Annotated in this window: 31 protein-coding genes; 16 read left to right on the plus strand and 15 right to left on the minus strand. The window is 39.3% G+C overall.

Annotated features, from left to right (window positions below):
* Positions 1-10: 10 nt before the first annotated feature.
* Genes AOC35_RS13590 through glmS form a run of 5 tightly spaced genes read left to right on the plus strand, consistent with a single transcriptional unit; the run spans position 11 to position 5,338 of the window.
* The gene (locus tag AOC35_RS13590) at positions 11-790 is read left to right on the plus strand and encodes an SDR family oxidoreductase (RefSeq protein ID WP_108647875.1); all 780 of its coding nucleotides are present in this window, start codon (positions 11-13) and stop codon (positions 788-790) included.
* Positions 791-796: 6 nt separating this feature from the next.
* Positions 797-1,204, plus strand: coding sequence for a dihydroneopterin aldolase (locus AOC35_RS13595; protein ID WP_108647877.1), 408 nt, complete (start codon positions 797-799; stop codon positions 1,202-1,204).
* Positions 1,205-1,206: 2 nt separating this feature from the next.
* Positions 1,207-2,094: a tRNA 2-thiocytidine(32) synthetase TtcA gene (gene ttcA / locus AOC35_RS13600; protein ID WP_108647880.1), complete on the plus strand. Its 888-nt coding sequence runs from the start codon at positions 1,207-1,209 to the stop codon at positions 2,092-2,094.
* A 34-nt stretch (positions 2,095-2,128) separates the two neighbouring features.
* Complete coding sequence (gene glmU / locus AOC35_RS13605; RefSeq protein ID WP_108647883.1) at positions 2,129-3,496, plus strand: bifunctional UDP-N-acetylglucosamine diphosphorylase/glucosamine-1-phosphate N-acetyltransferase GlmU; 1,368 nt, start codon at positions 2,129-2,131, stop codon at positions 3,494-3,496.
* 18 nt (positions 3,497-3,514) lie between these two features.
* Positions 3,515-5,338, plus strand: coding sequence for a glutamine--fructose-6-phosphate transaminase (isomerizing) (gene glmS / locus AOC35_RS13610; RefSeq protein ID WP_108647886.1), 1,824 nt, complete (start codon positions 3,515-3,517; stop codon positions 5,336-5,338).
* A 214-nt stretch (positions 5,339-5,552) separates the two neighbouring features.
* On the opposite strand, the gene AOC35_RS13615 is transcribed toward glmS, so the two are convergent.
* The 3 genes from AOC35_RS13615 to AOC35_RS13625 form a co-directional block, all read right to left on the minus strand.
* Positions 5,553-5,870 carry a CcdB family protein gene (locus AOC35_RS13615; RefSeq protein ID WP_108647888.1) on the minus strand — a complete coding sequence of 106 codons (318 nt, stop codon included), beginning with the start codon at positions 5,868-5,870 and terminating at the stop codon, positions 5,553-5,555.
* Entirely contained in the window at positions 5,870-6,127 is a 258-nt protein-coding gene (locus AOC35_RS13620) for a type II toxin-antitoxin system CcdA family antitoxin (RefSeq protein WP_108647890.1), read from the minus strand. Before AOC35_RS13620 ends, AOC35_RS13615 begins: the two co-directional genes overlap by 1 nt.
* A gap of 100 nt (positions 6,128-6,227) precedes the next feature.
* Positions 6,228-6,512, minus strand: coding sequence for a CopG family transcriptional regulator (locus AOC35_RS13625; RefSeq protein ID WP_108647892.1), 285 nt, complete (start codon positions 6,510-6,512; stop codon positions 6,228-6,230).
* Positions 6,513-6,639: 127 nt separating this feature from the next.
* Between AOC35_RS13625 and AOC35_RS13630 the strand changes: the two genes are divergently transcribed.
* Both AOC35_RS13630 and AOC35_RS13635 read left to right on the plus strand, forming a co-directional pair.
* Positions 6,640-7,359: a DUF3293 domain-containing protein gene (locus AOC35_RS13630; protein WP_108647894.1), complete on the plus strand. Its 720-nt coding sequence runs from the start codon at positions 6,640-6,642 to the stop codon at positions 7,357-7,359.
* A gap of 161 nt (positions 7,360-7,520) precedes the next feature.
* On the plus strand, positions 7,521-8,000 hold the full coding sequence (locus AOC35_RS13635; protein WP_108647897.1) for an arsenate reductase ArsC: 480 nt from the start codon (positions 7,521-7,523) through the stop codon (positions 7,998-8,000).
* Between the two features lie 9 nt (positions 8,001-8,009).
* Here AOC35_RS13635 and AOC35_RS13640 read toward each other — a convergent pair whose 3' ends face one another.
* Positions 8,010-8,741 carry a 16S rRNA pseudouridine(516) synthase gene (locus AOC35_RS13640; protein WP_108647899.1) on the minus strand — a complete coding sequence of 244 codons (732 nt, stop codon included), beginning with the start codon at positions 8,739-8,741 and terminating at the stop codon, positions 8,010-8,012.
* Positions 8,742-8,922: 181 nt separating this feature from the next.
* On the opposite strand from AOC35_RS13640, the gene AOC35_RS13645 reads away from it, so the two are divergent.
* The 3 genes from AOC35_RS13645 to AOC35_RS13655 are packed head-to-tail and all read left to right on the plus strand — an operon-like array spanning position 8,923 to position 10,223.
* Positions 8,923-9,366 carry a DUF3106 domain-containing protein gene (locus AOC35_RS13645; protein WP_108647901.1) on the plus strand — a complete coding sequence of 148 codons (444 nt, stop codon included), beginning with the start codon at positions 8,923-8,925 and terminating at the stop codon, positions 9,364-9,366.
* Between the two features lie 16 nt (positions 9,367-9,382).
* Entirely contained in the window at positions 9,383-9,937 is a 555-nt protein-coding gene (locus AOC35_RS13650) for an RNA polymerase sigma factor (RefSeq protein ID WP_211307526.1), read from the plus strand.
* On the plus strand, positions 9,927-10,223 hold the full coding sequence (locus tag AOC35_RS13655) for a hypothetical protein (RefSeq protein ID WP_108647906.1): 297 nt from the start codon (positions 9,927-9,929) through the stop codon (positions 10,221-10,223). Before AOC35_RS13650 ends, AOC35_RS13655 begins: the two co-directional genes overlap by 11 nt.
* Here the strand turns inward: AOC35_RS13655 and AOC35_RS13660 are convergent.
* Genes AOC35_RS13660 through AOC35_RS13670 form a run of 3 tightly spaced genes read right to left on the minus strand, consistent with a single transcriptional unit; the run spans position 10,220 to position 12,100 of the window.
* Positions 10,220-11,131 carry an MBL fold metallo-hydrolase gene (locus AOC35_RS13660; protein WP_159077600.1) on the minus strand — a complete coding sequence of 304 codons (912 nt, stop codon included), beginning with the start codon at positions 11,129-11,131 and terminating at the stop codon, positions 10,220-10,222. The genes AOC35_RS13655 and AOC35_RS13660 overlap by 4 nt on opposite strands.
* Before the next feature lie 4 nt (positions 11,132-11,135).
* Positions 11,136-11,816 carry a carbonate dehydratase gene (can, locus tag AOC35_RS13665; protein ID WP_108647912.1) on the minus strand — a complete coding sequence of 227 codons (681 nt, stop codon included), beginning with the start codon at positions 11,814-11,816 and terminating at the stop codon, positions 11,136-11,138.
* On the minus strand, positions 11,813-12,100 hold the full coding sequence (locus AOC35_RS13670; protein WP_108647915.1) for a hypothetical protein: 288 nt from the start codon (positions 12,098-12,100) through the stop codon (positions 11,813-11,815). The genes can and AOC35_RS13670 overlap by 4 nt, the downstream gene beginning before the upstream one ends.
* A gap of 38 nt (positions 12,101-12,138) precedes the next feature.
* Here AOC35_RS13670 and AOC35_RS13675 point away from each other — a divergent pair, with 38 nt between their 5' ends.
* On the plus strand, positions 12,139-13,200 hold the full coding sequence (locus tag AOC35_RS13675) for an MBL fold metallo-hydrolase (RefSeq protein WP_108647917.1): 1,062 nt from the start codon (positions 12,139-12,141) through the stop codon (positions 13,198-13,200).
* Here the strand turns inward: AOC35_RS13675 and AOC35_RS13680 are convergent.
* Positions 13,157-13,723, minus strand: a complete 567-nt coding sequence (locus tag AOC35_RS13680) for a PhaM family polyhydroxyalkanoate granule multifunctional regulatory protein (protein ID WP_108647919.1) — start codon at positions 13,721-13,723, stop codon at positions 13,157-13,159. The genes AOC35_RS13675 and AOC35_RS13680 overlap by 44 nt on opposite strands.
* 80 nt (positions 13,724-13,803) lie before the next feature.
* Here AOC35_RS13680 and AOC35_RS13685 point away from each other — a divergent pair, with 80 nt between their 5' ends.
* A complete protein-coding gene (locus tag AOC35_RS13685; RefSeq protein ID WP_108647922.1) occupies positions 13,804-14,880 on the plus strand; it encodes a homocysteine S-methyltransferase family protein in 1,077 nt (358 codons plus the stop codon).
* Positions 14,873-17,623 carry a methionine synthase gene (metH, locus tag AOC35_RS13690; RefSeq protein WP_108648854.1) on the plus strand — a complete coding sequence of 917 codons (2,751 nt, stop codon included), beginning with the start codon at positions 14,873-14,875 and terminating at the stop codon, positions 17,621-17,623. The genes AOC35_RS13685 and metH overlap by 8 nt, the downstream gene beginning before the upstream one ends.
* A 16-nt stretch (positions 17,624-17,639) precedes the next feature.
* Here the strand turns inward: metH and AOC35_RS13695 are convergent, their stop codons facing one another.
* On the minus strand, positions 17,640-17,975 hold the full coding sequence (locus AOC35_RS13695; protein WP_342749910.1) for a DUF1840 domain-containing protein: 336 nt from the start codon (positions 17,973-17,975) through the stop codon (positions 17,640-17,642).
* On the opposite strand from AOC35_RS13695, the gene argS reads away from it, so the two are divergent.
* Genes argS through AOC35_RS13710 form a run of 3 tightly spaced genes read left to right on the plus strand, consistent with a single transcriptional unit; the run spans position 17,974 to position 21,054 of the window.
* Positions 17,974-19,740 carry an arginine--tRNA ligase gene (gene argS, locus AOC35_RS13700; protein WP_108647925.1) on the plus strand — a complete coding sequence of 589 codons (1,767 nt, stop codon included), beginning with the start codon at positions 17,974-17,976 and terminating at the stop codon, positions 19,738-19,740. The two genes, AOC35_RS13695 and argS, sit on opposite strands and share 2 nt — an antisense overlap.
* 28 nt (positions 19,741-19,768) lie before the next feature.
* A complete protein-coding gene (locus AOC35_RS13705; protein WP_159077601.1) occupies positions 19,769-20,359 on the plus strand; it encodes an SPOR domain-containing protein in 591 nt (196 codons plus the stop codon).
* Positions 20,356-21,054, plus strand: coding sequence for a thiol:disulfide interchange protein DsbA/DsbL (locus tag AOC35_RS13710; protein WP_108647929.1), 699 nt, complete (start codon positions 20,356-20,358; stop codon positions 21,052-21,054). The genes AOC35_RS13705 and AOC35_RS13710 overlap by 4 nt, the downstream gene beginning before the upstream one ends.
* Positions 21,055-21,090: 36 nt before the next feature.
* On the opposite strand, the gene AOC35_RS13715 is transcribed toward AOC35_RS13710, so the two are convergent.
* Genes AOC35_RS13715 through AOC35_RS13740 form a run of 6 tightly spaced genes read right to left on the minus strand, consistent with a single transcriptional unit; the run spans position 21,091 to position 26,202 of the window.
* Positions 21,091-21,522 carry a nuclear transport factor 2 family protein gene (locus tag AOC35_RS13715; protein WP_159077602.1) on the minus strand — a complete coding sequence of 144 codons (432 nt, stop codon included), beginning with the start codon at positions 21,520-21,522 and terminating at the stop codon, positions 21,091-21,093.
* 15 nt (positions 21,523-21,537) lie between these two features.
* The gene (locus AOC35_RS13720) at positions 21,538-22,326 is read right to left on the minus strand and encodes an SDR family NAD(P)-dependent oxidoreductase (RefSeq protein WP_108647933.1); all 789 of its coding nucleotides are present in this window, start codon (positions 22,324-22,326) and stop codon (positions 21,538-21,540) included.
* On the minus strand, positions 22,316-23,524 hold the full coding sequence (locus tag AOC35_RS13725; RefSeq protein WP_108647935.1) for an SAM-dependent methyltransferase: 1,209 nt from the start codon (positions 23,522-23,524) through the stop codon (positions 22,316-22,318). The genes AOC35_RS13720 and AOC35_RS13725 overlap by 11 nt, the downstream gene beginning before the upstream one ends.
* Positions 23,525-23,537: 13 nt before the next feature.
* Positions 23,538-24,302, minus strand: a complete 765-nt coding sequence (locus AOC35_RS13730; RefSeq protein WP_108647938.1) for a DUF1365 family protein — start codon at positions 24,300-24,302, stop codon at positions 23,538-23,540.
* Positions 24,302-25,633, minus strand: a complete 1,332-nt coding sequence (locus AOC35_RS13735; RefSeq protein WP_108647940.1) for an NAD(P)/FAD-dependent oxidoreductase — start codon at positions 25,631-25,633, stop codon at positions 24,302-24,304. The genes AOC35_RS13730 and AOC35_RS13735 overlap by 1 nt, the downstream gene beginning before the upstream one ends.
* On the minus strand, positions 25,633-26,202 hold the full coding sequence (locus AOC35_RS13740; RefSeq protein WP_108647943.1) for a glutathione peroxidase: 570 nt from the start codon (positions 26,200-26,202) through the stop codon (positions 25,633-25,635). The genes AOC35_RS13735 and AOC35_RS13740 overlap by 1 nt, the downstream gene beginning before the upstream one ends.
* Positions 26,203-26,226: the final 24 nt, after the last annotated feature.

Raw genomic sequence — 26,226 nt, forward strand, 5'->3', positions numbered from 1 at the left:
TCTAAATTAAATGAACCAACAAAATAAAATTGCACTTATCACCGGTGCCGCAAAACGAGTAGGGCAAGTGATTGCGCTACAAATGGCTGCGGCTGGCTGGGATATTGCAATTCATTATGGTAAATCAAAGCAAGAGGCTCTAGGGGTAATTTCGCAAATTGAAGCTTTAGGCCGTCGTGCGATTGCGATAGAAGCCGATTTAGAAAATGCAGAAGAAGTAAAAAGAATTGTCCCTGAATGTGTGGATCGTTTGGGTATGCCTGATTGCTTGGTTAACAATGCTGCTATGTTTGAATATGATGAGCCGAGTGCCTTTCAGAGCGATTTACTTGCTAAACATATGCAGGTGAATCTAGCTGCCCCTTTGCTACTGTCAGAGAAGCTCTATCATTTATATGCTGCAATGACACCGCCTTTAGAACCAGGCGTGATTATTCATTTATTAGATCAAAAGTTAGATAATTTAAATCCTGACTTTTTCTCATACACCTTGTCGAAAGCTGCCTTAGAGGCTGCGATGAAAATGCAAGCTTTGCATTTTGCACCTTTACTCAGAGTCGTTGGCTTAGCTCCTGGTATTACGATGGTTTCTGGGGATCAATCCGCCGTGGGTTTTCAGCAAGCCCATCAAATGACACCATTACAAAGATCCTCTTCACCAGAAGATATTGCCCAAGCTGTGCTCTATATATGTAGTGCTAGAGCAATGACCGGAACCACCCTACAAATTGACGGGGGACAACATTTGTTTGGCTCACGCAGAGATGTAATGTTTTTAACGAACGAATAAGGATTTATGACTTTATCAACCAATACGAATTTGCTGGCTAATTGCCGCAGATTGTTTCTGAAAGATTACGATGTGCCGATGAATATCGGTGTGCATGAGTTTGAAAAAAAAGCGGAACAACGGGTGATCATTAATATTGATTTGTATGTGCCTTTAAGGGATAACTCGCCGAAAAAAGATGACTTAGCTGAAGTGGTGGATTATGACTTTATGCGAGAGACAATTAAGTCGATTGTGAGTCGAGGGCACATTCAATTACAAGAAACTCTCTGTGACGAAATTATGCAAAAAATGTTGGCCCATCCTTTGGTGGTCGCGGCAAGAGTTAGCTCAGAGAAGCCTGATGTGTATCCTGATTGTGCCAGTGTTGGCGTTGAATCTTTCCAAATAAAAAAACAGCAACTTTTTAAGTAAATATGTCAGCAGATCCCCGCAAAACCGCCTACGAAGAAAATAAATTAGCCAAAAAACTTTGTCGCTTAGTTGGTCAAGCGATTGGCGACTTCAATATGATTGAAGATGGCGATAAGGTCATGGTCTGTGTCTCGGGCGGCAAGGATAGCTATGCCATGCTTGATATTTTGCTTAAACTGCGCACGCGAGCCCCGATTCATTTTGATATCGTTGCTGTGAATTTGGATCAAAAACAACCTGGATTTCCTGAAGAGATTTTGCCAAACTACCTTCGTAATTTAGAGGTCCCTTTTCATATCGAGGAACAAGACACGTATAGTATTGTGAAACGGGTCGTTCCAGAAGGAAAAACTACTTGTGGTTTATGCTCAAGATTAAGAAGAGGTATCCTATACCGCGTAGCCGATGAGCTCGGAGCAACGAAGGTTGCTCTAGGTCATCACCGCGAAGATATTTTAGAAACCTTATTACTTAATATGTTTTATGGCGGCAAACTAAAGGCAATGCCACCTAAATTAAAGTCTGATGATGGTAAACATATTGTGATTCGACCCTTAGCGTATGTGCCAGAAAAACACCTAGAGGCTTACGCAGCTCAAGAAAACTTCCCAATTATTCCTTGTAACCTCTGTGGTAGCCAAACAAATTTACAACGCGTGGCGATGAAAGAACTGTTGAAGTCATGGGAAAAAAGTCATCCAGGTAGAGTTGAGAGTATTTTCAAGTCTTTAACTCAGGTTACGCCGTCTCATTTATTAGATTCATCGCTTTTTGATTTTCAACATTTATCTGCAGAAGGTGATGCTATTGAGGGAGATAAAGCCCTAGAGGAAGGATTGGATTCATCTTGCATAAGTGTGGGAAATGTACAATTGATTCAATTTGATTAATTAATCTTTTACTTCAATTAGATAAACTTCGCCTATGAACATCGTCATACTCGCTGCTGGACAAGGTAAACGGATGAAAACTACTTTACCAAAGGTACTTCATCCAGTTGCGGGCACTTCAATGCTTGGACATGTTTTGACGGCAGTTGGACACATTGCAGAGTCTGCTCTGCCTTGTGTGGTGGTTGGTCACGGATCGGAACAAGTTCAAGACTATCTAAGTAAAAATTATCCAAATGTTCGAACTGCTGTTCAATCAGAACAAAAGGGTACTGGTCATGCGGTATTTCAAGCATCCCCGTTTTTATCAAGCGATGCTACGACCATGATTCTCTATGGTGATGTGCCCCTAACTCAAGCTACGACACTGCACAAAATGAAGCAGTTAGCGAGTGATGGTGGGCTAGTTGTGCTTACTCAACTCATGGAAAATCCAACAGGTTATGGCAGGATTGAGCGTAATCTGAATGGTGAAGTCATTGGGATTGTTGAAGAGAAAGATGCCTCACCTTCCCAAAGAGAAATTAAAGAAATTAACACTGGCATGATGGCTTGTGATACGGCTGACTTAAAAAGATGGCTTGGTTTATTACAACCTAATAACGCGCAAGGTGAATACTATTTAACCGATATTATTGCTTTTGCTGCCAAAGAGGGAGTTCCAATTAGAACTACTCAGGCTCAATACGACTGGGAGGTTCAAGGCGTCAACAGTCGTGCACAGTTAGCGGCCCTTGAGCGAGAGTATCAAGTCTTTTTGGCAGGGAATTTGTTAGATAACGGTGTGACTTTAGCCGATCCAGCCAGAATTGATATTCGGGGCAATTTTAATTGTGCAAGTGACGTAACGATTGATGTGGGTTGTGTTTTTGAAGGTAATGTTGAAATTGCCGCAGGTGTAAAGATTGGCCCTTATTGTGTGATTAAGAATGCCACGATTGGTAAGGGTACTCAAATCCATGCTTACACACATATTGAAGATGCCACAGTAGCGAATGATGCCGTGATTGGACCCTATGCAAGATTAAGACCTGGAGCCCAAATTGCGGAGCAAGCACACATTGGAAACTTTGTAGAAGTAAAAAATAGTCAAATTGGTGTGGGTAGTAAAGCTAACCATTTGTCATACATTGGTGATGCGGTGGTAGGATCCGGCGTAAATATTGGTGCTGGAACGATTACTTGTAATTACGATGGTGTTAATAAATATCAAACCATTATTGAAGATGGCGCATTTATTGGTTCAGATACACAACTCGTAGCCCCGGTGAGAGTTGGTAAAGGTGCAACCCTCGGAGCGGGGACAACTTTAACCCAAGACGCACCTCCGGATCAATTGACAATTAGCCGAACGAAGCAAATTAGCTTGGTTTGGAAGCGACCAGAAAAAATCAAAAAATAATTTTATTAAGGCAAAATTATGTGTGGAATCGTTGGAGCAGTTTCTAAAAGAAACATTGTCAGCATCTTAGCAGAAGGACTATCTCGCTTAGAGTATCGGGGATACGATTCCTGTGGTTTAGCCGTGATCAATGAAAAAAACCAACTTGAGCGCAGCAGAACTAAAGAGCGCGTTGCTGAGCTGAAAGAAAATACGATCTCTTTGTATGGCGCAACTGGGATTGCACACACACGTTGGGCAACCCATGGCAAGCCGAATACAGATAATGCCCACCCGCATTTTTCAGGTGATTTGATTGGCGTAGTACATAACGGCATTATTGAAAATTATGAGTCTTTAAGAGCAGAGTTAATTGGCAAAGGTTATTTATTCACCTCCCAAACAGATACCGAAGTAATTGCTCACTTGGTGCATGAGCATTATTCATCAATGGATCATCGTAATTTGGTGGAGGCTGTTAGACTTATTCTTCCTAGGTTACATGGCGCTTATGCTATCGGTGTGATTGCTCAAGATATGCCTGGTGTTTTAGTTGGTGCTAGAGCAGGCTCGCCCTTAGTTGTCGCCTACGGTGAGCAGGAAAACTTCCTAGCTTCCGATGCATTAGCTGTTGCTGAGCATGCTAAAAGTATGACTTTTCTAGAGGAGGGAGATTTGGTTGCCCTGACCCCTGATTCAGTCAAGATCATGAATTTTGCAGGTGAGCTCCTTGAAAGAGAGATCCGTCCGGTACCAGCTCAAGCTGCTTCAGTCGAGCTCGGGCCTTATCAACATTTCATGCAAAAAGAAATCTTTGAACAACCGACCGCCATTGCCAATACGATTGGTAATGTAGAAAAAATTGATTTTTATTTATTCGGCGCTACCGAGCAAGAATGGTCGGATATTAATCAAGTATTGATTTTGGCTTGTGGCACGAGTTATTACTCAGCCTGCGTTGCCAAATATTGGATTGAGGCTATGGCAGGGGTTTCAACGCAAGTGGAAATAGCCAGTGAATATCGCTACAGAGTAAGCGTACCAAATCCAAAAGCATTGGTTGTGGTGGTTTCACAATCTGGCGAAACAGCAGACACTTTAGCCGCCCTTCGGCACGCAAAATCTTTAGGCCATCATAAAACTTTAGCGATTTGTAATGTAGCCTCAAGTGCCATGATGCGGGAAACGCTCTGGAAGTTCCAGACCAATGCCGGTACTGAAATTGGTGTGGCTTCCACCAAGGCATTTACAACCCAATTAGTTGGTTTATATTTCTTGGCATTAACCTTAGCTAAATTAGGTAAGGGTAATGTGCCTATTAACGAAAAAGAACACATTGATCGCCTGCGCCATTTGCCGGCTGCTTTAAATGCAGTATTAGCCTTAGAGCCTCAGGTGATTGCTTGGGCACAACAATTTGCAAAACATCAGAACGCATTATTTTTAGGCAGAGGAATGCATTATCCAATCGCACTAGAAGGTGCTTTGAAGTTGAAGGAAATTTCATATATCCATGCAGAAGCTTATCCTGCTGGCGAATTAAAACATGGGCCGCTCGCTTTAGTGGATGAGAGTATGCCAGTGGTAACCGTTGCGCCGAATGATGATTTGTTGGAAAAACTCAAATCAAATATGCAAGAAGTAGCTGCTAGGGGTGGCCAGTTATACGTGTTTGCCGATGTGGACGCCCATATTCAAGCAAGTCCAGGTATCCACGTAATTCGTATGCCAGAAAATTACGGGAGCCTTTCTCCTATTCTTCATGTGGTGCCATTGCAATTATTGGCCTATCATACTGCTCTAGCTCTCGGAACTGATGTTGATAAACCGAGAAACTTAGCAAAAAGTGTAACGGTGGAGTAAACATCACTCTAGAAGTTATTTTGGCCTTACACAGAAGAAGAGATTTTTTTTAGTAGTAAGGTACTTGAGAACTAAAACTGGTTTTATTTGTATATAAAAGAGTTTCGTGAAGTCTGTATTGTTCAATATTTAGACAATTTGACAATCACGAAATTGTGGAACTGTAACATCCTCCATCTATACGTAAATCAACTTTTTAATCTCCAAAAATAAACTAAAAACCGTGAAATAAACGGTCTATGGCAGTAATAATCAGATTTTGTTGGTCTTTTAATGAACAAACTTCATTTTTTAAAATAGAGCATGGAACTGCTGCCATACTTGGAGTTTCTAAGACAAATTTAGAGCCGTTAATAGTAAATTGGGGTAGCAAATCTTGAGGAAGCTTTACTTTTTTGTATTGTTTAGCATCCCTTAAAGGGATCACAACCCTAGTGGAAAGACCATCTAACAAATCAGTTTGAACATCGACAAGATAAGGGGTGGATATGTTTTTGTCAGAAGAGTTATCGTAGACTGTAAATCGTGCCATTAAAAACTTCTCCACTGCTCAAGGGGGAGTCCCTCTAACTCTATGATTTTATTGTAGGAAGAGAAGAAATCAGAGTGTTCAAGCTTCCATAGCCTTTCTTTTTCAGACTTAATATAAGCCTCTAAAAATGAATTACAGACTTGTGAAATATTAATGCCTAGAAGCTTAGCTTCTTCCAAAACTAGAGAGTCCAAAGAAAGATTAACTGCTTTTTTGGGCATTTGATTGGTTAAATTCAAAGGGATAATATTGATCATTCATGAATTATACTTATAGTTTATGCGCATGTAAAATATGCATAAATCTTGCGTAAAGTTAGGGGTTTAATTATTAAAATAAACTCTTAATTTTTTTAATTTAGGCGTTAAGTTGTCGAGCTACAGGGCGCGAAACTTCATTTCTGGAAAGCCGACTTTCTAAATACTCACGCATTTCATGCCAAGGAATTGTTTTTCCAGTTGCAACAATGCCACCATAACGCTCTTCTGCCACCAAATCAAAATTTACCTGAAGATTATCTAATTCAGTTTTTTCTAAAATTGCTTCAAGAATGAAATTGTGAGTAGAAGTGCCGGAGCGTTCTGCTGCTGCAACGACGGGGGCTTTAAGTTCTTCGGGTATTCGTATGGTTGTTGTTGGCATAGTTCTATTTAATTAGTAAAGTATTGATTCAAAGTATCACAAAAGTGATACATCAATCAATTAAAGACTATCGACAATTAGATAAATGATAGGCCAAGTTTACAAATATGATTAAGCTAAATAAATTATGACTACAAATACAAACTCGGCAAACCACCAAGTTTCCCCTCAACTCATCAAAGCTTACCGTCAGGTCTCTTATGTCGTGTTTGAAAAAGATACAGAGATTGTCCTTAAAGTTGGCAAAGTAAGCCCAGAGTTGGTGTCGATCATGAAAAATAATCATGTCAACTGCGCTGCATTTTTAACTGCTTACAACCCACATAGTCAGCAAGTTGGATTAACAGTTAATGAACAATCCCAAGCAAAATTAATCGGAGAATTGCAAACATTGAATATCAATTATTTACTAGGTGAAGGTCGCGATGATTCAGGAAAATGGCGGGCTGAGTCTAGTGTGCTTGCCTTGGGCATTAACTTACAGAATGCAGAAATCTTGGCCGATCAATTTAAACAGAATGCTTTTGTTTGGATCAATAATACAGATGGATTAGTAAATTTAAGACTTTGTTATCCAATTGCCATCCCTACTCCTGAAGAAATAAATCAATGGATATCAGAATTGCCTCAAGGGTTGCAGGATTTTGCAAGGCAGAAACCATACTCAGAGTTGGCTTGGATCATGAGCGCCCCAGTGCAAGAAATCCACCACTGGCTCAATAACGAATCCTGGGACCTCAATACTCCTTGGCCACTAGCAAGACCTGATGGGTCTGCAATGGGTGTTGGAACTGAGCTAGATCGTGTATTTCGTCTGATTCATGCAGGAGTTCGGCGATTTAACTGACGGACAAAAAATTAGGGCAATTTAAGGTCTTGTAATACTTTTGAAATGCGATTCGAATTATGATGAGAATTGTTTTTTTAAAATGCTTTCCTAAGTGTCAAGCAACATAAAACAGATAAAAACCACTTTATTCAAAATTTAATAATGAAAGACGGCTGCAAATGAAGACATACAACATACTTTTCTTGTGTACTCACAATGCCGGAAGATCTATTATTGCCGAGGCATTAGCTTCCACGCAGGCAAAAGGAAAATTCATTGGTTATTCTGCAGGTTCAGCGCCAGGAACCGAAGTAAGTCCTTACGCAATCGAGATTGCTCAAGAACATGGCTATGATTTATCAAAATTACGCAGTAAAAGCTGGGATGAATACGCCTTACCAGATGCACCGCACATGGATTTTATTATTACCGTTTGCGATAATGCAGCCGGTGAAGAATGTCCTTATTGGCCAGGTAACCCAGCAGTAGCACATTGGGGATTTCCTGACCCATCTTTAGTGGTAGGCTCAGAAGAAAAAAAACGCCAAGCCTATAAAGATGTAATGGTAGGTCTAAAAAAGAGGATTGATATTTTGGCCGATTTACCAGAAGAGTCACTTGATTCACTAAACATTAAAGCAATTCATAATCAAGTTTAAGCAATGATATTAGGAGGGATTACTAGAAAGTTGAAGTAGTTCCTCTGTATTCAACCAGCGCCACTCCCCTTCAGGAAGATCATTAGGAAGTGTATATTCACCGATTTGAAAACGGTGTAATTGCGCCACATGATTACCAACGGCAGCAATCATTCTTTTAACTTGATGATAACGACCTTCGACAATCGTCATGTTGATTTGAAAATCACTGATTTGTTCACAAGCTACTGCATTACAAGGGCTTGGATCATCATCGAGAACCACTCCAGTTAATAAATGTTCAATTTGTGCAGACTTAAGCTGTTCAGAAGTTGTAATTTGATAAACCTTCCCAATATTTTTCTTAGGAGAGGTCATTTTATGAATAAATTGACCATCATCGGAGATCAGTAAAAGCCCAGTAGTATCTTGATCTAAGCGACCAACACATTGCACACCTCTTTCAACAAAAGGGGCAGGTAAAAGACCGTATACACTGGGATGATGTTTGGTTTTATGAGAACACTCATAGCCGGTAGGCTTATTAAAAACAATATAGGCTTTTTCATGAAACTCCCAATCTAGACCATCGATTGTAAGTTTGAGGTCAATTGGACTGAACAATTCTTGAGGATCTTCAATTAGTACATCATTTACTTTCACTAAATCAGCTAATACTAGGTTATTACAATGCCGACGTGTGCCAAAGCCTTGACTGAACAAAATCTTATCTAAAGGAAGCTTTTTGATAGAAGTAGCCATTTGAAATTGTGTATAAAAAAGATATTGTAAGTCACTGACTACTCCCCATAACTAAATCAAGGGGCTTTACGCTGCTTTTGGTAAGCTTGTACGAAATTAAAAATAGAGGAATCAGGTTAAATACCGTAAGTAATTACACAAAAACTAGTCTAAATAAAAAACCTAACAAAAGGATTGAAAAATGAAACATCTTATTTACAAGCTATTACAAATTACTGCGATTACTTTCTCTATCAGTGGCACGACTTTCGCAGCACTCCCTGATCCATTAGATCCTCGGGAAGTTGCAAATATGCCCTTTGAACAAAGACAAGCGCGAGCAAAAGAGATACATGAGTTAATGAAACAAGCAACTCCGGAAGAGCGCAAAGAGTTTCATCAAAAACTACGTTTAAAAATGCAGGCGCTATCTCCGGAAGAAAGAAAAGCAATGCATGAAAAAATGAGAGAAGATTGGAAAACTTTAACACCTGAACAAAGGGAACAAGTAAAAAAACAGCGACATGCTTACTTAAGATCACTTACACCAGAACAAAGGGAAGAGATGAAAAAAGAAAGACATAGGCTCCTCGAAAAATTTCCACCAAAAGAACGGGAAGGCTGGAATAACGAATTAACAAAATAATTAAATGAGTCTTTATTTGAAAAAAAGAAGATGGGAAAACGATAAAGAATTACTTGCCACTGCTGTAGGTGGTAATTCTTTAGCAACAACTGAGCTATTGCAGATGCTGAGTAATGATGCAATTGCCCTCGCCTGGCGCCTTATGGGAACAATGTCAGACGCAGAAGATGTAGTGCAAGAGTCATACTTAAAACTATGGAAGAATTATCTACACTTTCAGGGGGAAGCAAAACTTAAAACGTATTTTTATACAATTGTACAAAGACAGTGTTTTGATCAGCTCAAAAAGAATCACAAACAATGGAGTCAAGTTGATATTGATTTGGACACAATCGTTTCAGAGGTATCACTGATAGATTCAAAGATAGAAGAAACCAATAAAATGAAATCTGCAATCCACATTTTGCCCCCAAAGCAAAGGATTGCTATTGTGATGTGGGCTTATTATGACAATACATCTGAAGAAATTGCGACAAAATTAGAGATGAATAAGAACGCAGTAGATCAATTGTTGTTTAGGGCGAAGGCAAATTTAAAAAAATATTTCGAGAGTGAACAAAATGAAAGATGAACAATTAAAGCTAATACTTTTAAATGAGCCGTCACCGAAAATAAGTAAAAAATTTTCTGACCATCTACAAAGTCGGTTAGAGATGTTGCAAGCGGATGTTCCCCAATTAAACTCTTCGAAAAGTATGGCGATATCTTTGAAAAAGAATTATTGGCAATATCTGATTATGAGTTTTATGATTATTACAGCCTTGACGATCTTAAACTTACACCATAAAAACGATCATCTTGATGACGAGCTTTCTAGAATTGACCCGATGACAGAGTTGACGTTATCGACCCTCTAAGTGTTCAATAACAGACCATCTTTAAGTCTGATTGCATTGGCTTTAATTAAAGAGTTCACAACTTGTTGATATAAATCATGGATAGAAAGGTTTAGGATCGTTGCAATTTTTTGCAACATCAAGGTATTTTGAAACCAATCGAGAGCGAGCATATTTTGACAGCTCTGCCACTCCAAAAGTTTAAACTTCAAAAGTACATTTGCAACATGTATTAAGTTTCTATCTGGATTACTTCGCAGATAAGAAAGACGGTTTTGGGCAAAAGCAAGTGCTGCGGAAACATCACTGAAAACACCACCATGCCCTGGTACAACAACTTCGGGTTGAAGTTCAGTAATTAACTCTAAAGTGGACAGTGCTCCCTCAAAATTGGAAAAACCTTGATCATTTGGAAACAGTGCACCAAAGCCCTTCTCCCAAAGGGCATCACCAGAAATAAGAATTTTATATTCAGGATTAAACAGTAATTGTGCTTCATCCTCATGTCCCGGCGCTTGATGTATTTCCCAGTCTAGGTCGCCTAAAGTTAAAACTGTTTCTGGCTGGTAAGAACCAAAGGCACTAAAAATTGGACATGGTTGGCCTAAGTCAGAAAAACCTAATTTAGCAAGGTCCCAATCTTGTACAGCATCAAATTCAGCAAATGGGACCAATAATTTAAATCCATAAGCATCCAATAAGGCAGCATTTCCCCCACAATGATCGGAATGTAAATGGGTATTAATTAAGAATCGAGGAGAAATGTCAGGTAGTGACTTCATCTGCAGATTTAATAAATCAACAGTTTGCGCTTGATGAGTGCAAAAGCCACTATCAATTACATCTAAAAAACCATTTGACCACAGGTAAATTTGGTTTGCAGACAACCACCCCCGCTCAATGACATGAAAATTGGCAGGGAGGTGCAAGTTGTTAGCCAACGATGTTTTGAAATTTAGTGATCACGGAACGATACCTACTTTCCAAATCGGTAATATTTTGAATACTCATCCCCAAATCGCGTGCATAACCATCATGTAAGCCATAAATCCAGCCATGTACTGTCAAGGATTGTCCACGTTGCCAAGCATCCTGGACAATAGTGGATTGGCAAACATTGCTGACTTGCTCAATCACATTTAACTCACAGAGATAGTCTAGTTTTTCTTGACTATCCAGAACTTTACCTAAATAGGGGCCATGTTTGTCTTCCACATCTTTGACGTGACGAATCCAATTATCAGCAAGACCAACACGAACATTTTCCATTGCCGCCCGAACACCAGAACACCCATAGTGACCCACAACAATAATATGTTTTACTTTTAATAAGTCGGTTGCGAATTGAATAACCGAGAGAGCGTTCAGATCGGTGTGTGCAATTACATTAGCAATATTCCGATGGACAAAAATCTCGCCTGGAGCAAGACCTATAACTTGGTTTGCAGGTACTCGAGAATCAGAACAACCAATCCACAAATACTCTGGAGATTGCTGATTGGCTAGACGCTGAAAAAACTCTGGATCTTCTTTGATGTTTTTTTGTACCCAAGCTTGATTATTTTTAAATAATTCAGTTAAGTGATGGGGATTATCAGAAGTTACGTTTGTCACGTGGAAATCCTTTCGTCCGAAGATGGTAAGTCTGTGATGATAAATCTTAAATGTTGAGGATAACTAAATAAATCGTGAAAGATACCTTGATTCATTTGGTTTTGAATAATTCGCCAACTTTTTTTTACCAAATACTTGGCGCGCTTAACTCCCAATAACAACATATCCTTAGCTTCTAAGTCTGCTTTTCGAAATGTTCGATAATAAAGTTTAAATACATCTAAAATAACCTGAGCCAGATCATAGGCAAATTGAGAAGATAAACTTTTTGGGAATGTAAACATTCAAATATCTTAATATAAAAACGAACTAAACTTCATTTATGAACCAAATCCACTATCCATTTGAGGATAATATGCCTCTTCCCGGTCAATTGATGCCTGTAGCTGAGGGTATCTACTGGTTGAGAATGAAGCTTCCATTTGCTCTAAATCATATTAATTTATGGTTATTGCGCGATTGTTTAAATGGTGTTGAGGGGTGGACTGCAGTGGATTGTGGCATTACATCTCAGGACACGAAAGAATCTTGGGAGCAAATTTTTTCAAATCACTTAGAAGGCCTTCCAATCGTACGTGTTTTAGTAACGCATATGCATCCCGATCACGTTGGATTGGCGCATTGGATCTGTGAGCGATTTAAAGCGCCACTTTGGATGTCAATGACGGATTTTCTAATGGCTCGTTGGTTAAGCTCTAAAGAAGGTGGGATGGCAATTGGATCTGTTTCAGGCGGTGGTGGTTCAGCAGATCATTTTGCAAGGCATGGCCTAACAAGTGAAGAAGACTTGGCGAAGGTCAGAGCTAGATCTGATTACTACAGTAATTTAGTACCAGCTGTACCGCAGAGATTTAACCGTATACAAGATCAAGACATCATTGAGATTGGGGGGCGCCAATGGCGAGCGATTAGTGGATTTGGCCACGCTCCAGAACATATGTCATTAGTTTGTGAAGACAGTAAAATCATGATTACAGGGGATATGCTGCTACCTAGAATATCTACTAACGTAAGTGTTTATGATGGTGAGCCCGATGCAGACCCATTAGGCTTATTTTTAGATTCACTAAAAAAATATCTGCCCCTAGACCCAATGACACTTTTACTCCCGTCTCATGGTAAACCTTTTCAAGGGATGCATTTTAGAATTGATGAATTAGTAAAACATCATGATGATCGCCTCGCAGAAACTTTTGAAGCCTGTAAAGAACCAGCGACAGCAAGAGAAATAGTGCCAGTTCTGTTTAAAAGGGAGTTAGATATCCATCAATTAACTTTTGCTATGGGAGAAACCATTGCCCATCTCAATTATTTGATGAAACGAGGTAAATTGAACCGGATTAGCGACTCCGAGGGGATCTGGCGGTTTTCGCAGAAGGTTTAGCCGCAGTTTTACGAGCCCGTGGTTTAGCTGGAGCTTTTTTGGCAGCAGTTCCAGTCGTAGCCTGATGAAAACCTTGCATCATGTCCGTGGTAGATTTTGCCATTTGCTCCATTAATTCTTGTGCTAGTTTGCCACTAGCTCCAGCAAATTCCGCCGCTTGTGCGAAACCTTCATTTGCTTTTGCTTTGCTTTGCTCATTAGAGTTTGCTGAAGTGTTTGATTTCATCGTTTCAGCAATTCCCTGTAGGGTTGCTAAAGTAGCTCTTTGAACTTCTAGTCCCTGAACGGTAGTTTGTAAAACATTTAAATTGAGAGTAAGCCACGCCTCTACACTTTTTAAATCTTTGATTCTTTTGTCCAGTTCTTCAATGTCAATGGTCGGAATACCAAAAGGGTTTAAGTTGGACATGCCCGGAATACCAAAATTCGGCAACCCACTCTCCGAATTACCTGTAGAGGCTTTTGACCACATGTTTTTCATCATTTCTACGCTTTGTTCAAAGTCAGGCATTGGATTAAACATTTTAAGCTCCACTAAATTTATTAACTAACTGTAAAATATAAGACTTTACTAACTAAATCAATCTTTATTTAGATCCATTTATGCCTTCTGCTCCAACACAAGAATTGAATCATTACACTAAAGGCCAACTTTTACCTGAGTTGCTCAGCCAGCGAATTTTGATTTTGGACGGAGCAATGGGGACGATGATTCAACAATATAAATTACAAGAAGACGATTTTCGTGGGGATACTCACCGTTTTGATAATCATCCTATTGATTTAAAAGGTAATAATGAATTACTCTCCATTACAAAACCAGAAGTAATTTTAGAAATTCATCAAAAATATTTAGCTGCTGGTGCTGATATTATTGAAACGAACACCTTTGGGGCAACAACTGTTGCTCAGGATGATTACCATTTAGCCGAATTCGCGCGAGAAATGAATCTTGCTTCAGCAAAACTAGCGAGACAAGCATGCGACGAATACTCAACCCCTGACAAACCAAGATTTGTTGCTGGAGCGCTTGGACCTACGCCAAAAACAGCTAGTATTTCTCCAGATGTAAATGATCCTGGAGCAAGAAATGTTGATTTTGAAACCTTAAGAAAAGCGTATTACGAACAGGTAGAAAGTTTGGTAGAGGGTGGTATTGATCTCCTCTTAGTAGAAACTATTTTTGATACGCTCAACGCTAAAGCTGCACTATTTGCAATTGATGAGTATTTCGAAAATTCAGGTGAACGACTCCCCATTATGATTTCAGGAACTGTTACGGACGCGTCGGGTAGAATTTTATCTGGTCAAACCGTTTCCGCTTTTTGGAATAGCTTACGACATGCAAAGCCCTTAACCTTTGGATTGAATTGCGCATTAGGCGCCACCCTGATGAAACCTTATATCGCGGAGTTAGCGAAGATTTGTGATGTGGCAATTTCTTGCTATCCGAATGCAGGACTCCCTAATCCTATGAGTGATACAGGCTTTGATGAAACTCCAGAGATTACTTCCAGACTGATTGAGGATTTTTCCAAGGATGGTCTAGTCAATTTAGTCGGTGGTTGTTGTGGCACAACCCCAGAACATATTGCGGCAATTGCTAAAAAAGTAGCAAATTACAAACCGCGCAAGATAACAGATATTTGGAATTCTTATAGGTCAAATGGTAATGACTAAAACTAATAACTTACCTCCCCTAAGGCTCTCTGGTTTAGAAGCTTTTAATCTTGAGTCCCATATTCGATTCGTCAATATTGGAGAGCGCACCAATGTAACGGGATCTAAGGTATTTGCGCGACTCATTTTGAATAATCTGTTTGATGATGCTTTGAAAGTTGCTAGACAGCAAGTTGAAAATGGAGCACAAATAATTGATATCAACATGGATGAGGCAATGTTGGATTCAAAAGCAGCGATGGTTCGTTTTTTGAACCTGATTGCTTCAGAACCAGATATTGCAAGAGTACCCATGATGATTGACTCCTCCAAATGGGACGTCATTGAAGCTGGACTGAGATGTGTTCAAGGCAAAGCAATCGTCAATTCAATTTCTTTAAAAGAAGGGGTTGAGCCTTTTGCTTTCCAAGCTAAGAAAATTAAACGTTACGGTGCTGCGGCTGTTGTCATGGCATTCGATGAACAAGGTCAAGCTGATACTTACGAAAGAAAAATTGAAATCTGTAAAAGGTCTTATGACTATTTAGTAGATGAAATTGGCTTTGCAGCAGAGGATATTATTTTCGATCCAAATATTTTTGCGATCGCTACAGGGATTGAAGAGCACGATAATTACGCAGTCGATTTCATTAACGCAACAAGATGGATAAAAGAGAATTTACCTGGTGCAAAAGTAAGTGGTGGTGTTTCTAATGTGAGTTTCTCTTTCCGCGGAAATGACCATGTACGAGAAGCGATCCATACTGTTTTCTTGTATCACGCGATTGCAGCTGGCATGGACATGGGGATTGTGAATGCTGGACAGCTTGGCGTTTATGCAGACTTAGATCCCGAGTTACGTGAACGCGTTGAAGACGTGGTACTCAATCGCTTCAAAGAAAAAGATGGTAAAACGACCACAGAGCGCCTACTCGAGATTGCCGATAACTATAAAGGTGGTGGTACTAAACAATTACAAACACTCGCCTGGCGAGAAGATCCTGTTAGAGCTAGACTTTCCCATGCCCTAGTAATGGGTATTACTGACTTTATTGTTGAAGATACAGAGGAAGTTCGTGCTGAAATCGAAAAGGCAGGTGGACGTCCAATTGAGGTCATTGAAGGACCGCTGATGGATGGAATGAATGTGGTTGGCGAGTTATTTGGCGCAGGCAAAATGTTTTTACCTCAAGTGGTAAAGAGCGCCAGAGTAATGAAGCAAGCTGTAGCACATTTGATTCCTTATATCGAAGAAGAAAAACGTCAATATGAAGCCGCAGGAAGAGACGTACGTTCTAAAGGCAAGATTATTATGGCCACCGTTAAAGGTGATGTGCATGATATTGGTAAAAATATCGTAACAGTCGTTTTGCAGTGTAATAACTTTGATGTGGTGAACATGGGTGTTATGGTGCCTTGTAATCAAATTTTGCAAAAAGCAAAAGATGAAAATGCAGACATCATTGGCTTATCTGGGTTAATTACGCCGTCCCTAGAAGAAATGACTTATGTTGCGCAAGAAATGCAAAAGGATGATTATTTTAGGTCTAGAAATATTCCATTGATGATTGGCGGCGCAACTACTTCGAAAGTGCATACTGCAGTGAAGATAGCGCCTCACTACGATGGCCCGGTCATTTATGTACCAGATGCTTCAAGATCAGTCTCAGTGGCGTCTAGTTTGCTATCTGATGAATCAGCGAAACAGTACTTGCAGTCGATTAAAGACGACTATGAAAAAACACGTCAATTACACGCCAGTAGAAAAGCAACCCCATTAATCACTTTTGATGCGGCCAACCAAAATGCCGAGAAATTAGACTGGGATAATTTTGCTATACCAAGCCCTAAATTTATTGGTAGACGCGTGTTTAAAAATTTCGATTTAAGTGAAATTGCGAAATTTATTGACTGGACACCATTTTTTCAAACTTGGGATTTGGCTGGGAAGTTTCCAAAAATTTTGGATGATGAAATTGTTGGAGAGTCTGCGACGAAGGTTTTTGCTGATGGTCAAAAAATGCTCGAACGCCTGGTTCAAGGACGCTGGCTCACTGCGAATGCTGTCGTTGGCTTTTATCCCGCAGGCAGCGTTGGTGAGGATATCGTCTTATTTAAAGATGAATCTAGAACTGAAAAAATATTGACTTGGCATCAATTAAGACAACAAACTGATCGTCCCGTCGTGGATGGTATCAAACGGCCGAATCGTTGCTTAGCAGATTATGTGGCGCCAATTGATAGTGGTAAGAAAGATTATGTTGGTATGTTCGCGGTAACTACGGGTCATGGTGTCGACGCTAAAGTGGATGAATTCATTCGAGAACATGATGATTACAATGCGATCTTACTGAAAGCCCTTGCTGACCGATTAGCGGAAGCTTTTGCTGAGTATATGCATTATCGGGTTCGAACTGATTTATGGGGATATGCAGCAAACGAATCTCTCAGTAATGATGAGATGATTGATGAAAAATACCAAGGAATTCGACCTGCTCCTGGATATCCTGCCTGCCCAGAACATAGTGTGAAATTGGGGATGTTTGAAGTGTTGCAAGCGGATGAAATAGGGATGGAATTGACTGAATCTCTCGCGATGAATCCCGCTTCTAGTGTTTCAGGTTTCTACCTTGCAAACCCTAGCGCTCAATATTTCAATGTTGGACAAATTGGTTTAGATCAAGTGAATGATTTAGCTGATCGGTCTGCTAGGAATGTTGAAGACACGATTCGAGCAGTATCGAGTAATTTTGATTCAAACTAAATAGAAGGGGATGTCTTTAGACACCCCAAACAATATGATCTTGATATTGATGTGCAGACTTAAGTAATGTCAGAAAAGGAAAAGCTCTTTGACCTAGTCGGTCTGAGGTAGCGAGTTGTTCTTTAGACATCTTCGATCTAGCAATCACATCTTGTTCAATTGCTGATTCAAGTAGATTAATGAAGTGCGGTAACTCATCAACCGTTAAAATACCTTTAGGCTCTAAATTTTTGCCGATTTTTTGAAAAATCTTTTTAGTAAGATCTTCTAACATCAGGCAATTTGCAGAATTTTTAGATTGAAATTTATATAGCATTTTTTTAGCATACACTACGGAATCCATTTTTGTCATGCTTTTACAAACACAACGACAGTTAGAACGCTTAATCCATGAAGGGTTAATGCAAGTTGCACAAAATAAACAATTAGATGGCCAATCTTTGCCGATCCCTCGTCTTGAAAGACCAAAAGTTGCTGAGCACGGGGATGTTGCGACCAACATTGCCATGCAAATCGCCAAGTCTTGGAAGATGAATCCAAAAGAGTTAGCTGGTGAATTAGTAAAAAAAATTGAACAGCTTGATATGCAAAAAGAGGTGATTAGTAGCCTCGAAATTGCTGGTCCAGGCTTTATTAACATTCGGCTCAGCAGTGTGGTTAAGCAAGCAGTCATTCAGCAAATCTTAGAACAGGGTCCTTTATTCGGTATAGAGCAAGCTAAAGATGAGCCTCCAGTATTAATCGAATTTGTCTCAGCTAATCCAACCGGACCACTGCACGTCGGTCATGGTAGACAAGCGGCACTGGGCGATATCTTAGCCAGTGTCATTCAAACTCAAGGCAGAAAAGTCCACCGGGAGTTTTATTACAACGACGCTGGTGTTCAGATTCAGAATTTAGCTATCTCAACTCAAGCCAGAATCAATGGTCTTGAGCCTGGCATGGATGGGTGGCCTGAAAATGCTTACAACGGTTTATATATTAAAGATATCGCTGATGCCTATCTGAATGGTCAGACGATTTCAGCCGCAGATTTAGCTCCTGTTATTGCCTCCAAAGATCCACAAGACTTAGAAAATATCAAACGATTTGCAGTTGCTTATTTACGTCAAGAGCAAGATATCGATCTGAAAGCACTTGGCGTTCATTTTGATGAGTACTATCTTGAGTCCTCCCTCTATTTGGATGGTGGTGTTGAGAGTATTGTTGCTGACTTAACTAAACAGGGAAAGACGTACGACCTTGATGGTGCCTTGTGGCTAAGAACTACAGATGATGGCGACGATAAAGACCGAGTCATGAAAAAAAGTGATGGTACTTTTACATACTTTGTACCAGACGTGGCGTATCACGCCAGTAAATGGGCGCGTGGCTATCATGAGGTGATTAATATTCAAGGTAGCGATCACCACGGGACTATTGCTCGGGTTCGTTCTGGAGTTCAAGGTGTCGCTGCGCAAAGAGGTTGGGAAATCCCAAAAGACTACCCGCATTATGTACTACATAAAATGGTCACTGTATTAAAAAATGGTGAAGAAGTAAAAATCTCTAAAAGGGCTGGTTCTTATGTCACTGTTCGAGATTTAATTGAGTGGTCGGGTGGCGTTCAGGAGGGGTTATCTGAAACAGAACGACTCGCCGCATTACAAAAAGGTAAAGATGCAGTTCGGTTTTTCTTGATTTCTCGTAAAGCAGACACAGAGTTTGTTTTTGATATTGACTTAGCACTGCAACAAAACGATGAAAATCCTATTTTTTATGTGCAATATGCCCACGCCAGGATTTGCTCCATCTTGCGTCAATGGGCGGGAGATGAAGCAACACTCAAGACTGCTCAGTTGGAAAAATTAGAAGGTAGAGCTGCGGACGACTTAATGAGAAGATTAAGTGAGTATCCACAGATGTTGACGGATGCCGCCCGGGATCTTACCCCACATAGTGTGGCATTTTATTTGCGAGATTTAGCGGCTGATTTTCACTCTTTTTACAATTCAGACCGAGTATTAGTGGATGATGAAGTATTAAAATCTGCACGTTTAGCTTTACTCTTAGCGACCAAACAAGTTATTGCAAATGGCTTAGGAATTTTAGGGGTTAATGCACCTGAGCAAATGTAAATTGCAGAAGTAAATTTTAGGAGTTATGATGGAAATAACGAAGAAAAATATGAATCAAAAACCATTGTTTAATCAAAAGGGAAACACCTTCATCGGCATTGTGATTGGGCTTATTCTTGGCTTAGGTATTGCCCTTGGTGTTGCATACGTTATCTCTAAAAATTCTCCCGAAGAAAAAACAAATCTACGCCCACCTGAAATTAGTTTGTCCCCTAAGTCATCTAATTTAAATGACTCAGGTCAAATCCCGGATGTAAATGAACCTTTGAGAAAAAATAAATCTAGTGACGAAGTCAGTAATGATGCTGTTGCTTCCGTTGTGAAAAGTAATCAAGATACGAGTCCTGCGATTGTTCCACCTGTTGAGGTATCGAAATCTGAGGTAATCTACTGGGTACAATTGGGTGCCTACGGCGATAAAAGTACTGCAGAAAGTGAAAAAGCTTCCTTTGCATTACAGGGGGTTCAAACAAAATTGATTGAGGGTAAAAATGATGGCCAAACGATTTGGCGTCTAAGACTCGGTCCCTTTAAAACCGAAAGTGAAGTTCAAACCTCCAAAACAGCATTAGAAACCATCGGCATCTCTTATACAGTCATAAAAGCGGGCAAATCATGAAAAGACATATTGTAAAAAGTTTAATTAGTATCTCTTTGTTTTTTATTGGATCTATTGTAAGTGCTCAATTACTTCCACCTGGTGCTAAATCAAATATAGCACCATCACCTGCGCCCAGCACTCAAGCAGGCGGCTTTATTGAGGGAATGGATTTCCGTAAATTACCTTCACCCCAGCCAACGGAGTCTAAAGGGAAAATAGAGATCGTTGAATTTTTTTGGTACGGATGTCCACATTGCTATGATTTAGAGCCCGAATTACAAGCCTGGATAAAAAGGCAAAAAAAGGATGTGGTAGTAAAGAAAATCCCAGTTGCTTTTAGAGATGACTTTTTAGCGCATAGCCAAATTTTTTATGCCCTTGAGTCGATGGGTAAAGAAGCTGAATTTACGCCTAAAGTATTTGAGGCTATCCATAAGGAACGTAAATCTTTATTAAAAGAAGAGGAAATTTCTAATTGGGTCGCAGCACAAGGACTCGATCAGAAAGCGTTCATGACAGCTTATAAATCCTTTACCGTCATTACTAAAGCAAAGACTGCAAATACCACTTCACAATCTTACCGTGTTGATGGTGTGCCAACTATTGCAGTACAAGGTAAATACATGACTTCACCATCCATTGCTGGCACAAAGCAAAGAGCAATTGAAACATTAGACTATTTGGTAGAACAAAATAGAGCTGGAAAGCTTTAAGCTAGTTGCCTAGCCAAACTACAAAGTGATATTAATTTAAGCAAGCTTTTTAAGACCTCTCATCAGAGAACCGATGAGGGGTAAGTGCTCGTAGATACCTTCTGCAGGATCCCAATAATCAGTGTGAGAAGACACTAGGTTAGTGTGGTCAAACTGTAACCAGCTCACGCCAGTCAAACTTTTTTCACTAGTATCCCAGCATTTAAATTTGAATTTAAACTCCCACAATAAACAGGCAGAACTCTCTTGTTGTAGGACTTCTCGAATGACAAACTGGGGAGAGTCTACCTGCTCAAACATCTTTAAAAAAATATCCCTTATCGCATCTCTACCAAATACGAGATTAAAAGGATCTTTAAAACGAGCATCAGGAGAATAAAGTTGAATGAGCTGATCCACCGATTCAACTGAAATTTGCTCGTACTGAATTTTTAGAGATTCAATGGTGAGTTGGATCGAGTTTTCCACAGTCAAAATCCGACTTTATTGAACAATAAATTTTTTAACAAGCCAAAAATAGATTGGGTAAGGTAGTATTCGCAAAAATTTGAGAAAGAAAGAAAACTCTTTTGGAAAATGGGTCTCAAACTCACCATTTTTTAAACCTTTACCAATTTCTTCTGCGGCTCTTTCAGGGGTGATAAGAGAGGGCATTTTGAAATCATTAATTGCGGTCGCAGGAGTTTGTACAAAACCTGGACAAATAATGTGAACGCCAATTCCCTTCGGGCTCAAATCCTCATATAAGGACTCTGCAAAATTGAGGAGAGCTGCTTTAGTTGGTCCGTAAATCAAAGACTTGGGCAAGCCACTGTAGCCGGCCACACTTCCCACCAAAGCAATGTGCCCATTACCTTGCTTTAGAAACTGAGGAATCAGATAGTTAAGTACCCGAATTGGACCTAATAAGTTGGTCGATATCATGGATTGGGCATCTTGCATATTCAAGGTTTCAGCTTGAATTGGGGTGTATACCCCTGAAACAAATAATAAAAGATCAATGGTTGGGAAATGATCTAAAACTCGCGCTTGAGCAGCCTCAACACTTTGATCTGACATAACATCTAGTGGAATTATCTTACTTTGAATAGAAAATTCCTTGATGAGTAATTCATTCAAATCAATTAACGATTCTTCACGCCTAGAGGAGATGATTAAGTTAGCACCCTCTTTAGCTAACCATCTAGCACATGCATGTCCAATTCCGGAGGAAGCACCGATCAACCAAACATTCTTATTTTTAAAATCCGACAGCGGTGGATTAAGACTCATGTAATGGCTTTTCTATAGTAAATTGAACTACTTCTAAAGTTTTTTCAGCAAAACCAGCGGCGCAATAAAATAAATAAAAGTTCCATAAGCGAATGAATTCATCTTTAAATCCCAAAGTTTTAATAGCGTCAACTTGTTGATTAAATGAATCTGCCCAAATTCGAAGGGTTTGGGCGTAGTCTTGTCCAAAATAAAAGCGATCTTTTACTTTTAATCCAGCGGCTTTGACTTGGGTTTCAAACACACTCACCGAGGGTAGCATTCCACCCGGGAAAATATATTGCTGAATAAAATCAGTCCCTGTTCTATATTCAGGAAAAAGCGCATCATCAATAACAATGGTTTGAATAACAGCTTTTTTTCCAGGCTTTAAACAGCGATCAATTGTTTTAAAAAACGATGGCCAAAAAGCTTCACCAACCGCCTCAAACATTTCAATGGAAACAATACCGTCATACTGGCGATTACAGTCACGGTAGTCTTGTAAAACTGCTGCGCTATTGATCTGTGCAAGGCTTGTATTGGGACCTTTTACTTGTAGTTCCTGTTGCACGTAATTTAGCTGTTCGGTAGAAATCGTAATACCATCCACAGCAACATTGCGCTCATTGGCGCGTTTGATAAAGTTACCCCAGCCACAACCAATCTCTAAAATTTTATCGCCTTTGCTAGCATTTAAATTACTTAAAATATTTTCACATTTAGCATTTTGAGCATCTTGTAACGCTTGCTGGTAGTTGCCATTAAATAGCGCGCTTGAGTACATCATGCTCGGATCAAGCCATAAGCCATAAAATTGATTGCCAAGATCGTAATGGGCGTGAATATTTTTTTTACTTTGAGCTTTTGTGTTTCGATGTAGAAAATGCTTAATTTTATAAATTAGAGAACCAAACCAAGTGCCGTAAATGAGTTTATTGAAATAAGCCCTATTTTGTAGAGCTAGACGTAACATTTTCTCTAACTCATCCGTATGCCAATAATTTTTGAAATAGCCCTCAGCAACACCAATATCACCACTCGAGATAGCAAGAGAAAAAGCTCTCAGATCATTGATTTGAACTTGTATTGGAGTATCAACTTCACTCGCTAGTTGACCAAAGGTTTCTTGTGAACCATCGGGTAAAACAAAAATAAACTGTCCACCTTGAATTTTTTTGAAACAACCGAAAACAATTTTTTTTGAAAATAGTGACATAAGATTAATTTGCTTAAATATTTGTTGTGACAGGTTTTTTGTAAAATTTCGCGCCTTTAATCAACAACTTTAAAGCTTGCCAATGAATTTTAACAATAACTCCAAAAGTGAGCATAGGATAATTAAAGAAGGCATGTAATTTACTTCTAAAATTAATCGGACGCTCTTGACCACTAATACTTGTCATGAGAGCACAGGTTTCTTCTTCAAAATATTCAATTCTACTAACTTGACGATGGACTGACTCTTGCTCTTGACGCATGAATCGAAATTGGTAACGCCCTTTAACATCGAAAAAGGGTGAAACATAAAATTGTTTAGCAGAGTGAAATGTCTTACCCCAGGGTAATACTTGATGCTGATCATGCAGAAGATAAGCATGACGATCACCAAAAGTATTGTTTACTTCCGCAATAATGGCGACAAGACGATTTTCTTGATCATGACAAAACCAAAAACTAACTGGATTAAAAACATATCCAAAGAACCGTGGGAAAGTATGTAGCCAAATCTCCCCAGTCGCATTTTGAATCTGATGGTCTTCTAAAACTTTTTCTACCCAATTTAAGGAAGTTAGTTGATTTAAACCATGGTCTTTGTCATAAAAAGAGAAGATTGAAAATCGATTATCCCCAATGCCTAATTTTGATAATAAGGCGGGATCTTTTTGGCGTGAGCGCATGGGAATGCGAAGATAAAAAACTCGATAAGAAAATCGATTATCTGGTTGGTAACGATGATGAATAACTTTGCCAAAATGAAAAGAAGCATCCATCATTATGTAAAGGAAGCATTTTGAATAATTTGATTTGCAACCAACTCGCCAGATTTAAAACCATCTTCATGAAAGCCATATCCAGTCCAAGCCCCACAATACCAAATTTTATTTTTCCCCTGAATATTAGGGAGAAGATTTTGAGCCGCAATGGCCTTGGTATCAAACATCGGATGTGAATATTCAATAGTCTGAAAAATAGTATCTTGTTTAGGCAAAGTATGTGGGTTTAACGTGACAATCACTTGATGTTGATGAAGATCTACTGGAATTGGCTGTAATTTATTAATTAAATAATGAACACACACAGCACTTGAATCATCTAGACCCTGCCCTACTGGAGTATTAGAGGCATAATTCCATGCCGCCCAGACCTTTTTCTCTCTAGGTAATTGGGTTTGGTCACAATGCACATAAGCGATATTTTTTTTGTAAGGAATAGAACCTAGTATTTCTTGCTCATCGATACTTGGATCTTGAATAATCGATAGAGATTCGTCACTATGGCAAGCTAATACTACTTCGTCAAAGGTTCTAATTTGGCCGCTATTTAAATGCAAATCAACACTATTAGCATGTCTAGTTAAGTAGTGAATCCCGTCCATTAAAACCGGAATTTCTTTTTCTTTCAATTTATCCAAAACACGACTTACATACTCTCTAGAACCACCTTGAACGGTGAACCACTGTGGACGATTAATAATATCGAGTAAGCCATGATTCTCACAGAACTGGGCTAAAGTAACAATTGGAAACTTCAACATTTCCTGCGTTGTACAGGACCAAATAGCACCGACCATCGGCAAAAGATACCAATCCCTAAAGGGTAAGCCAAGGCGATACTTTTTTAGAAAATCCTCAACGCTGATTTCAGGAATATTCTCTGTAAGGCTAGCCTTTGCTAATTTTTTACAAAGCGCATTAAAACGGAAAATATCAAACACCATCCCCCAAAATTTCCAACTAACCAAATTACTTCTTTGCGCAAACAAGGTGTTTATCGTATCTCCAGCCCACTCTAAAGGAGCTTTATTCTTTCTAGGGATGGATACAGCAAAAGACATTTCCGATTTAGCAACTGGAACTTTTAAAGCATCAAAAAATTGAATCAATCTTGGATAGGTACGTTCATTAAATACTAAAAAGCCCGTATCAATCCAGAAAGATTTGTCACTATTCTTCGGAGTGTAAGAAATTGAATGGCTATGACCGCCAATACGTCCTTCTTTCTCAAACAAAACCACTTCAAGATTTGCCTCATTACGAAGTGCATAGGCACAACTTAACCCAGATATACCACCGCCAACGATGGCAATTCGTTTTTTTTGAGACATTATTTTTTACCGGCTAATAGTTTTTCGATTTCAGAGGTAACGGTTCTACTGTCAGGGTTGGCCATACTGCTAAAGGACTTAACAACATTGCCATCACGATCGATAAGATATTTATAAAAATTCCACTTCGGTGAAGTTTTGGTTTTTTCTAAAAGTAATTTGAACAAAGGGTTTGCACTTGAACCACTCACTGAGGTTTTTGCAAACATAGGGAATTTTACATCATAGGTATTTTTACAAAAATCAGCAATTTCTTTGTTGGAGCCAGGCTCTTGTTGGCCGAAATCATTGGATGGAAAACCTAAAACAACAAAGCCTTTTGGTGCATAGGTGGCGTAAATTTTCTCTAAACCTTCATATTGAGATGTAAAACCACAGTAACTCGCGGTGTTAACAACTAATACTACCTTACCTTTGTATTGACATAAGTCTTGAGATACTTCATCTTGCAAACGAGGAAACTTAAAGTCTAAAGCAACAGGGCAGGATTCTGCGCTAAAGCTAAATGCAGGCAAAAATATCGCCCAACATATCGAAATTTTGATAAAAATTTTTGTAATCTTTTGCATACTCAATTTTCCAAATTTTATAAG

Source organism: Polynucleobacter rarus (genome assembly GCF_003072505.1).
In the GTDB taxonomy this organism is placed as follows: domain Bacteria; phylum Pseudomonadota; class Gammaproteobacteria; order Burkholderiales; family Burkholderiaceae; genus Polynucleobacter; species Polynucleobacter rarus.

Bases quoted from the DNA above. Each gene is read 5' to 3' on its own strand.
- glmS (WP_108647886.1), top strand. From the start codon at position 3,515: ATGTGTGGAATCGTTGGAGCAGTTTCTAAAAGAAACATTGTCAGCATC.
- AOC35_RS13615 (WP_108647888.1), bottom strand. From the start codon at position 5,870: ATGGCACGATTTACAGTCTACGATAACTCTTCTGACAAAAACATATCC.
- AOC35_RS13735 (WP_108647940.1), bottom strand. From the start codon at position 25,633: ATGTCTCAAAAAAAACGAATTGCCATCGTTGGCGGTGGTATATCTGGG.
- AOC35_RS13695 (WP_342749910.1), bottom strand. From the start codon at position 17,975: ATGACAAAAATGGATTCCGTAGTGTATGCTAAAAAAATGCTATATAAA.
- AOC35_RS13635 (WP_108647897.1), top strand. From the start codon at position 7,521: ATGAAGACATACAACATACTTTTCTTGTGTACTCACAATGCCGGAAGA.
- AOC35_RS13620 (WP_108647890.1), bottom strand. From the start codon at position 6,127: ATGATCAATATTATCCCTTTGAATTTAACCAATCAAATGCCCAAAAAA.
- AOC35_RS13730 (WP_108647938.1), bottom strand. From the start codon at position 24,302: ATGATGGATGCTTCTTTTCATTTTGGCAAAGTTATTCATCATCGTTAC.
- AOC35_RS13670 (WP_108647915.1), bottom strand. From the start codon at position 12,100: ATGTTTACATTCCCAAAAAGTTTATCTTCTCAATTTGCCTATGATCTG.
- AOC35_RS13720 (WP_108647933.1), bottom strand. From the start codon at position 22,326: ATGAGTCTTAATCCACCGCTGTCGGATTTTAAAAATAAGAATGTTTGG.
- AOC35_RS13680 (WP_108647919.1), bottom strand. From the start codon at position 13,723: ATGTTTAATCCAATGCCTGACTTTGAACAAAGCGTAGAAATGATGAAA.
- AOC35_RS13645 (WP_108647901.1), top strand. From the start codon at position 8,923: ATGAAACATCTTATTTACAAGCTATTACAAATTACTGCGATTACTTTC.
- AOC35_RS13590 (WP_108647875.1), top strand. From the start codon at position 11: ATGAACCAACAAAATAAAATTGCACTTATCACCGGTGCCGCAAAACGA.
- ttcA (WP_108647880.1), top strand. From the start codon at position 1,207: ATGTCAGCAGATCCCCGCAAAACCGCCTACGAAGAAAATAAATTAGCC.
- AOC35_RS13705 (WP_159077601.1), top strand. From the start codon at position 19,769: ATGGAAATAACGAAGAAAAATATGAATCAAAAACCATTGTTTAATCAA.
- AOC35_RS13675 (WP_108647917.1), top strand. From the start codon at position 12,139: ATGAACCAAATCCACTATCCATTTGAGGATAATATGCCTCTTCCCGGT.
- AOC35_RS13725 (WP_108647935.1), bottom strand. From the start codon at position 23,524: ATGTCACTATTTTCAAAAAAAATTGTTTTCGGTTGTTTCAAAAAAATT.
- AOC35_RS13625 (WP_108647892.1), bottom strand. From the start codon at position 6,512: ATGCCAACAACAACCATACGAATACCCGAAGAACTTAAAGCCCCCGTC.
- AOC35_RS13655 (WP_108647906.1), top strand. From the start codon at position 9,927: ATGAAAGATGAACAATTAAAGCTAATACTTTTAAATGAGCCGTCACCG.
- argS (WP_108647925.1), top strand. From the start codon at position 17,974: ATGCTTTTACAAACACAACGACAGTTAGAACGCTTAATCCATGAAGGG.
- AOC35_RS13740 (WP_108647943.1), bottom strand. From the start codon at position 26,202: ATGCAAAAGATTACAAAAATTTTTATCAAAATTTCGATATGTTGGGCG.
- metH (WP_108648854.1), top strand. From the start codon at position 14,873: ATGACTAAAACTAATAACTTACCTCCCCTAAGGCTCTCTGGTTTAGAA.
- AOC35_RS13640 (WP_108647899.1), bottom strand. From the start codon at position 8,741: ATGGCTACTTCTATCAAAAAGCTTCCTTTAGATAAGATTTTGTTCAGT.
- AOC35_RS13710 (WP_108647929.1), top strand. From the start codon at position 20,356: ATGAAAAGACATATTGTAAAAAGTTTAATTAGTATCTCTTTGTTTTTT.
- AOC35_RS13685 (WP_108647922.1), top strand. From the start codon at position 13,804: ATGCCTTCTGCTCCAACACAAGAATTGAATCATTACACTAAAGGCCAA.
- AOC35_RS13630 (WP_108647894.1), top strand. From the start codon at position 6,640: ATGACTACAAATACAAACTCGGCAAACCACCAAGTTTCCCCTCAACTC.
- glmU (WP_108647883.1), top strand. From the start codon at position 2,129: ATGAACATCGTCATACTCGCTGCTGGACAAGGTAAACGGATGAAAACT.
- AOC35_RS13595 (WP_108647877.1), top strand. From the start codon at position 797: ATGACTTTATCAACCAATACGAATTTGCTGGCTAATTGCCGCAGATTG.